This window comes from Mycoplasma sp. 1018B, from assembly GCF_024582675.1.
Taxonomy (GTDB): domain Bacteria; phylum Bacillota_I; class Bacilli_A; order Mycoplasmatales; family Metamycoplasmataceae; genus Mycoplasmopsis.
The window spans coordinates 194,801-203,206 of the sequence record NZ_CP102084.1; the positions used below are offsets into that span (position 1 = coordinate 194,801).

Here is an 8,406-nt window from a genome sequence, read left to right on the forward strand (position 1 = left end):
TTATTTATTAATTAAAAATTGCATTCATTTATTTTTTAGTATTCTATTTTTATTGAATTAATTATTAATTTTTTTTATAAACACATAATAAATATATAAATAATTAATAAAGTTTTGTCATAATATTTTCATATCAGTATTTAAATTACTAAATGTTAAAGTTAAAATAAAATATGAAAAAAAAGAAATTTTGAAAATTATTTTTATGTCCTACTATATTTTCTACATTGTTGTTTTTACCATTTATAACCGTTATATCAGCCAATACAGATAATTCAAAAATAAAAAACAATAAAAATATTAATGGATATGAAATTGATGAAAAAATAATATTAGAAGAAATAAATTTAAAAAGTAAAGATGGAAAAATACAAATAAATTATCCTAATAGTATGAATAATGTTAGTTTTGCATTAATAAAATTAAAAAGTAATTTAAATATTAATGATTTAGATTTTAATAAGATTTTAACTATAAATAATGAATTTATAAAATATATTAAAAATCTTTATCCAAATCTCAATTTAGAATTAATTCCTTTTAAAACTTCTTTTAGAATCTGAATAAATTCTTATATTCCATTCTCTAAAAATGAAATATTTTTTTTGAATAAAATAGTTAATGATTCTAAAGTTGAAAATTTATCATTAATTAGAAATGTTAACATTGAGAATAGTGATTCAAATAACAATATAATTGCAACTAAGAATAAAAGAAAATATGATAAAAATACCAAAATTAAAGAAGAATCATTAAATAAATTTTTAAAAGCAATAAATATATTTGATTATTTAAAAAGTGATGAATTTAATAATTATTTAAATAAAAAGAATTTAAAAAATGAAAATTATTTCAAAGTAGGGATAATAGAAACAACTGGAAATCTTGATACAGAACATGATATTTTTTCAGATAATAATATTATTCAACACAATAATTTCGATATAAATGATTATCCTAATATTTTTAATTATAGCACTTCAAATGAAACCGATATTCATGCAATGACTGTAGCTACAATTTTAGCAAGTAAATATGGCGTTGCTCCAAGAAGTGATATATATTTTTCTTCTTTTTATAATTTTGAGGGAAATGTTAAATGACCTACTAATTCAAAAAATAAAAAATTAATTAATAGTTTAATAACTCAAGATGATTTACGCAGAGAAATTATGTTTATTGGATGATTTAATTCAATTTATTTTATATTAAAAAACAATGTAAAAGTTATTAATCATAGTTATCGTTTAGGACTTGTTTCTAAAATTTCAAAACCATTAATTAAATATTTAGAGGATACTTTTTACTATAATCACATATTACATATTTTTTCTTCTGGCAATTATGGTAATATTGGACAATTTATACCAGATTATAAATTAGAAAAAAATTCTATAGTTGTTGGGAATGCTGTTTTATTAGATAATAATAAATGAATTTTAAATAAAACAAGTCAATATAAAATTAAAAAAGAAAATGAATTTACTAATTCACCATTAATAGTAGCACCTGGAACTGACTATAAATTATTTACACAAAATCCTATTTCCGGCACAAGTTTTTCTGCTCCAATTATATCAGGATTGTATTCTTTATTTTTAAGGCAGGAAAAAATTATTAATTTACACTCAAATTTCGTAAAACCTATTTTGTTTAAATCTATTTTAGTAACAGGAGCTTCCCAAAAAAATAATGTAGGAGAAAAAGAATTCAAAAAAAATGGATTAGAATTAAAAACAGGAGCAGGTATGCCTGATTTTGAAAAAATGTTAGAAATTATTAATAATAATCAATATTTTATACATAATGGCACAGGCATAAAAGATTTACAAGATATAAAATCAAATAAAAAAATAAAAATGAAAAAAGGAGAAAAAATAAAAATGAAAAAAGGAGAAAAAATAAAAATTTCTCTTTCATTTAATAAAATACCTCCTTTAAAAGCTAAAAATAAAAATTATTCATTAGATTATTCAGAAGAATACAGAGATGATTATTTATTAGATGAAGAATTGGGAATGAGTCATCATGCTCTAACACTTAAAAAAATTGATAAAAATGGTAATGAAGAAGTTGTTTCTTACGTTGACGATAGAAATTCTAATATCTTAATATTAAATTATCAAAATAATGATGAAGATTCTGATTTTGTATATGAAATTAATACCTTTTTGCCTGGAAATCATTACGTAGTTAATCCAAATCAATTTTTTGCTGTGACTTATTTAAAAAATTATGAATAAATTTAAAAAAATTTTTTGATATTTATTGTCGTTAACATCAACTGTAACTGTATTAACCAGTTGTACAACTCAATATAATGAAATAAAAAATAAAAATAATATTATTAATAGAGATATTATTTTTAAAAAAGATGAAATAAGCAAAAATTCTGATTTCAATCCTATTTTTAAGTTATTTGTAGAAAATTTAAATGAACCAAATAATTTAGACAATATTATAAATTTATATACAATAAATGATTTAATTAATAATAGAATAATTTTAAATAAAAACGATTCGTGATTTATTAATTATATAATTGATAAATATCAAAATAAGTCTTGAATGAATTTAGAAAATAATTCGCTTGATGATTATCAATTTTTAAAAATTATTTTTAAAACTAATATTAATGATCATAAAATGATTGAAAATATAATTTTCAAACCTGCAGAAAATAACATTAATATTGATATTAATTTTAATACTTTATCACAGTCAAATAATGAAAAAATAAAAACAAAAAGATTGTGATTGTTGGTTCCTAAAATATGAAATACTAAAATTGAAAATATTCAATTATCATATAAACAATATTTAAATTATTCTGATATTAAGATTAATGAATTATTTAATAATGGCAATTTAGAAGATTTTTATGTAGATTTAAAACCATGAGAATTAAATTGAAATAAAAATAACATTGAATTTGATGTTAAAAATACTAATTTAAATAATGTTATAGAAATTATTGCACCAACAATTATTGCTAAAGATAAAAAAAATAGTGATTTAAAAGAAAAATTTTATAATGGCGAAATTGGAACAATTGACAATTTAAAACAAATAATAGCAGAGATTAAAAATAATAATTTTTCTGAAAATGATAAAATTGATTTAACAATTTGAAGCAATAAATTTATTGAATTTATAAATAATAATAAATATACTCATTTTTTAGTTTTATCTATTGATGATGCTCAACAATATGGTCTAACTTCATTGAACATTAATAAAGAACAAAAAAAATTAATTTTGAATTCTTTATCAATGCATTTGGGTCCTTCAGATGCAATTCCTGAAAATGATGCTTATTATGACAGTTTTTATACTTTAAGATTTTTCTTATTTAAAGATTTTGAAAATCTAGAAGAATTTCGTATTGAAAAAATAATTAAAAAATATTTTCATACTTTAGATAATAAAAAACAATATTCTAAATTTGAAAATATTATATTTTCTCCTTATATTATTAACACGCAAATAATTAAAAAATAATATAAAAACAAAAACATCTTTATTTAAACTACTAGTTTATTTAATAGGTGTTTTTATTTTTACAAACTTGTAAACTCAGGATAATTTATGTTTTATAATTCATAATAAAAAAAAGCATTTTAAATGCTTTTTAATAAAATTATTTAGTTTTTTTATTATTACGAAAGTCTCACTTAATAGCATAATTTTTTTTAGCTATATCTATGTAATAATCAACAATTTTTTCGTTGTAATAATGTTGATTTTTTATATTTTTATTAACTACATTACTTACTGAATTAAGAATTTTATTCATTAGTTTTTTAGGATATTTTCATTTTATTGAATTAATAGCTAAATCTTCTTGATCAACAATTGATAAAGGTTTATCAGGATATTTTTTAATATCAATATCTAAGTCAATAAATTTTAAAGTTTGATCCTCAAAAATAGGTGTGGAAGCAATATTTACATATACATAATTTTTATTTTTTAACAATATTAAAGCATTGTGCATTTCATTTTTAGGCAAAAATCAAATCACAGGTTCTTTATAATATCAATCTTTTTTATTTAGTTCATTAACTTTATTTTTATACAAAACTAAAATGATTTGTTTAGGAGTATTTTTTAAAACCTTAACGTCGTTTCATTGTCGATATAGTGTGCCATTATATTTATATGCTTGTACAGTGATAAGTGAGCCAACAATTGGGGAATTTTTATAATTCATTTTTCTCTTTTATATTGTAAAAAATATTATTTAGTTGTAAAGTATATTGTTTATTAATATTGTTAAAAATAGGAATGATAGTTTTCCAAGCAAAATTATGTAAATTTAAGTAAAATTCTTTGGCATTAGAAGTAATTAATGGTCTTTCTGATAAAGGATTTTCTTTAAAATTACTTTCTAATTCACCCGTATCAATTATACCATTTTTATTAGCATCTTTTCAGAAACTAATATTAGCTTTAGTTAATTTACTACTATCAAAATATTCGCTAGTATAAGCGACATAATTGTTTAAATTTTCATAAATATCACTTGGTTTTAATATATCAATTTCTTTATAATTTTCATTATTAATTGCCTTATTAAAAGCATTAAAACGCATAAATGGAGTATATTTAATCGGCACAATTGTTTGTTGATTATTTTGTTCCAAAACTATAGCGTTATAATCTAATGAATTTAAATAACCTGATAAAGAAATTTGATTAATAGTATTAGCACTTGTATCAATTTTAATATCATGAATTTGATTAACTTGAGCATTAATTTTTGATCTTATTTGTACAATTTTTTTATTAAATCCCATTGAATCTAAAAAAAGTTTATAAAACAACTTATAGACAGGTGTTTGGTTAACTATTTCTCCATTTTGTCTTTGAGTTAATTGATAAGGTCAAACATTATTTTCAAAATTTTGAATATTACTATTACGATTGTTAAAACGATTATTGCGACTATTAGAATTAGATAAATAAATGCCATTATTAACTGTTCTTGCTCAATCTAAAACATAAGAATTATTAGTATAAATAATTGAATTACTATTATTTTCTTTATAACCAGTTAATCAGTAATTTTGTATTGTTTGATATTTTTTATTAGCCTGCGTTAGATTATTAAAATTAACATTATTATAATCACTAGCGCTATAATATGGGGCAAAGGCAAATTTTAATCATTCTCTTGGTATTAATTCTACAATTGAATAATAGTAAGGCAAAATACTTGGATAATACTCTGAATTAATAAAACGATTATTTATATTATTACGTTTAAAAGTAACTTTCTTTTCAGGATGATATTCGGCTATATCTTTAAGTGCATCAAGTAAATATTGATAACGTTCATTATCGTTAGTATTTCCTAATTCAAAAAGATTTTTAGTATTAAAAATATTACCAACAAAATAAACATTATCTGATTTTTGATTAAAATTAATTTCATTTGAAATGTTAAGATTTTCTTCTTTATCTTGAAAATGCAATAAATAAGCAAAATTATCATAAAATTCTTTGTAATAATAACCATATGTTCCTATAGGGTTTTCATCAGTGCGATAAGTTGCTTTAATAAAAGAATTATTAAAATCTAAATTAGTAACATATGAATTAGCTCAATGATGCATATATTCATGAAATAAAATAGGCATTAAATATTTAACTTTTTGATCTATGGTAAAACCTTTTTCTGCAACAAAAGAACCGTTTAAATAAATATTTTCAATATTAGTTATATACAAACCATTAGCATTAATGTCTGTAAAACGCAAATCATTAACATTGATTTCATTTAAATGAGTTATTTCTGGTCCAAAAGTCATTTTAGCGTAGAAATGATTAGCCAATAAAGCTAAACCATATTCTTCAAGTAAAAAACGTTTTTCTTTTTGTTGCTTATTAGAATTGTCAAATTCACCATAAGAGTGATCTTTAAATTTTAAACCATTAATAGGATCAGTATAAACGATAATATTTTTATCTTGTTCATAAGAAAAATATTCTTCTTTTAATCAATTGTTTGGATCTTGATTTAAACTAGAAATGAGATTTTTAGTTTGTTCATTTAATAAATATTTCTCGTCTAATTTAATTTTTAAAAAATCTTCTTCATAAACATCATAATTGTCACTTTCGTTTTCAATATGAATATTTTGTCCATTGTTAGAAATAGGCAAATTAACATAAAATGAATCATTTTCTTTATTTAAAACTAAATAAGTAGCAAAAGCAATTCCTAAAGAAACTCCAGTTACAGTCAAACCTAATCCTAATGTTCATGCTAATTTCTTTTTAAAAGCCATATTTTATTCTCCTTATTTATTTTTTTTAAATTCACATTTTTATTAAATAAAAAAATGATTATCTTTTTGTTTGTTTATTATAAATTTTATTGCACTTTTAATTTTATTTTTGTTAAAATAAAAAAGAATTTTTATAAAAATTCACATTTGTACAAATTATATTAAAACCACTACAATGAATTCATTTGGGTGTGCTTTATTTAAAAAAAGAAAATAAAGTGCTAGATGTTCGAAATTGTAGCGAGAAATAACAAACTAAAGGAATTAAAAAAATGACAGAACAAATCAAAGATGAAACTCAAAAAGTTTCAAAACCAGAAGAAAAAAAACTTATTATTTCTAGAGATAAATTATTAGAGGCTGGAACTTATTTTGGCCACAAAACTAGTCAATGAAATCCTAAAATGAAAGAATTTTTATTGCCAAATAGTCAATCAAAACGTGGTATTCACATTATTGATACAAATTCTACTCTTAAACGTTTAGAATTTATTTATAAATTGTTAAATAAATTTGCTGCTAACCCAAGAACTAGCTTTATTTTTGTTGGAACAAAAAAACAAGCAAAAGAATCAATTAAAGAAAATGCTATAAGAACTAACAGTTTTTACGTTTCAGAAAGATGATTAGGTGGTACTTTTACTAATTTCCAAACTATTTCAAAAAGAATTAAAACAATGGAAGAATTAGAACAAATGAAATTAGAAGGTTTTCCAAATAGAACTAAAAAAGAAGTTTTAGAATTAGAAAAAAAACTTGCTAAATTACATACAAATTTAGATGGTATTAAAAAAATGCAAGGACCTACTAATTTTATGATTATTGCCGATCCAAATGAAGATGAAATTGCTGTTAAAGAAGCAAGAAAAAAAGGTGTTAAAGTTATTGGATTACTGGATTCAAATACAGATCCTGATTTAGTTGATTTTGGTATCCCGGCAAATGATGATTCAGCAAAAAGTATTAATGTAATTATTACAATTTTAGCTGATGCTATTGCTACAGCAAGAGGCGGAAAAGCTAAATTTGCTTATCAAGGTGATGAAGCTATTGTATTACCAAAATTTGAAGCAGAAAAAAAAGATTCAAACCGTAAAGTTTTTGTAAAAAAAGAAGCAGAAACTACTAAAGGAGAATAATTATGGCAATTGATAAATTAGCTTTAATTAAAGAAGTTCGTGAAAGAACTAACGGTGGAATGATTGATGTTAAAAAATCATTAGAAGAATCAAATTGAGATGTTGAAAAAGCTATTATTTGATTAAAAAGTAATGGCAAAATTAAAGCAGCTAAAAAAGCTGATAGAGTTTCAGCTGAAGGTTCTTTAGCTATTGCAAAAAATGCTAAAAGAGCTGTTTTAGTAGAAATAAACTGTGAAACTGATTTTGTGGCTAAAAATGAACAATTCAAAACAGCTGTTCAAACTGTTGCAAATGCTTTATTAGAATCACAAGTTAATAACAATGAAGATTTAAATAAAGTAGTTATTAATGGTGTTACATTAAATGAATTTATTGATAATTTAACAGCAACCATTGGAGAAAAAATTTCATTTAGAAGATTTGTTTCATTAACTGCTAATGAAAATGAAGTTTTAGGTGCTTTTGCACATATTAACGGGCAAATTGGTGCTTTAGTTAAAATCAAAGGTCAAAATGAAGAATTGGCTAGAAATGTTGCAATGCATGCTGCAGCTATGAAACCAGAATATGTATTTGTAAATCAAGTTCCTGCAGAAAGAATTGAAATTTTAAAAGCAGAATTTGTCAAACCAACTGGTTTTGAAAACAAACCAGCAAATATTCAAGAAAAAATTCTTCAAGGTTCATTAGATAAAAAACTTGCAGAATTTGTTTTAGAAAAGCAAGCTTTTATGATTGATGATTCATTAACTATTGAAAAATTATTAAGTACTCAAAATTCACAATTATTAGATGCTGTTAGATATACAGTAGGTGAAGGAATTGAAAAAGTAGTTACTGATTTTGCTGCGGAAGTGGCTCAACAAATGAATAAATAATTACTTTTAATAATAAATTATTAAAAAAACGACTTAAATACAAAATAATAAAGTCGTTTTTTTTTTTTTTTTTTGAATTACATATAATTAAAT

General features: G+C 21.5%; 6 protein-coding genes. 4 read left to right on the forward strand and 2 right to left on the reverse strand.

Features of this window, described 5'->3' with window-relative positions:
- Nucleotides 1-173: 173 nt before the first annotated feature.
- Nucleotides 174-2,243, forward strand: a complete 2,070-nt coding sequence (locus tag NPA14_RS00870; RefSeq protein ID WP_257076129.1) for a S8 family serine peptidase — start codon at nt 174-176, stop codon at nt 2,241-2,243.
- Nucleotides 2,236-3,501 (forward strand): hypothetical protein, encoded by a 1,266-nt coding sequence (locus tag NPA14_RS00875; RefSeq protein ID WP_257076130.1) that lies wholly within the window; start codon nt 2,236-2,238, stop codon nt 3,499-3,501. Before NPA14_RS00870 ends, NPA14_RS00875 begins: the two co-directional genes overlap by 8 nt.
- Nucleotides 3,502-3,640: 139 nt before the next feature.
- On the opposite strand, the gene NPA14_RS00880 is transcribed toward NPA14_RS00875, so the two are convergent.
- Both NPA14_RS00880 and NPA14_RS00885 read right to left on the reverse strand, forming a co-directional pair.
- Nucleotides 3,641-4,213 carry a DUF402 domain-containing protein gene (locus NPA14_RS00880; protein ID WP_257076131.1) on the reverse strand — a complete coding sequence of 191 codons (573 nt, stop codon included), beginning with the start codon at nt 4,211-4,213 and terminating at the stop codon, nt 3,641-3,643.
- Nucleotides 4,203-6,293, reverse strand: a complete 2,091-nt coding sequence (locus NPA14_RS00885) for an MYPU_1760 family metalloprotease (RefSeq protein WP_257076133.1) — start codon at nt 6,291-6,293, stop codon at nt 4,203-4,205. Before NPA14_RS00885 ends, NPA14_RS00880 begins: the two co-directional genes overlap by 11 nt.
- 272 nt (nt 6,294-6,565) lie before the next feature.
- On the opposite strand from NPA14_RS00885, the gene rpsB reads away from it, so the two are divergent.
- The gene (gene rpsB / locus NPA14_RS00890) at nt 6,566-7,432 is read left to right on the forward strand and encodes a 30S ribosomal protein S2 (RefSeq protein WP_257076135.1); all 867 of its coding nucleotides are present in this window, start codon (nt 6,566-6,568) and stop codon (nt 7,430-7,432) included.
- A 2-nt stretch (nt 7,433-7,434) separates the two neighbouring features.
- Complete coding sequence (gene tsf, locus NPA14_RS00895; protein WP_257076137.1) at nt 7,435-8,313, forward strand: translation elongation factor Ts; 879 nt, start codon at nt 7,435-7,437, stop codon at nt 8,311-8,313.
- Nucleotides 8,314-8,406: the final 93 nt, after the last annotated feature.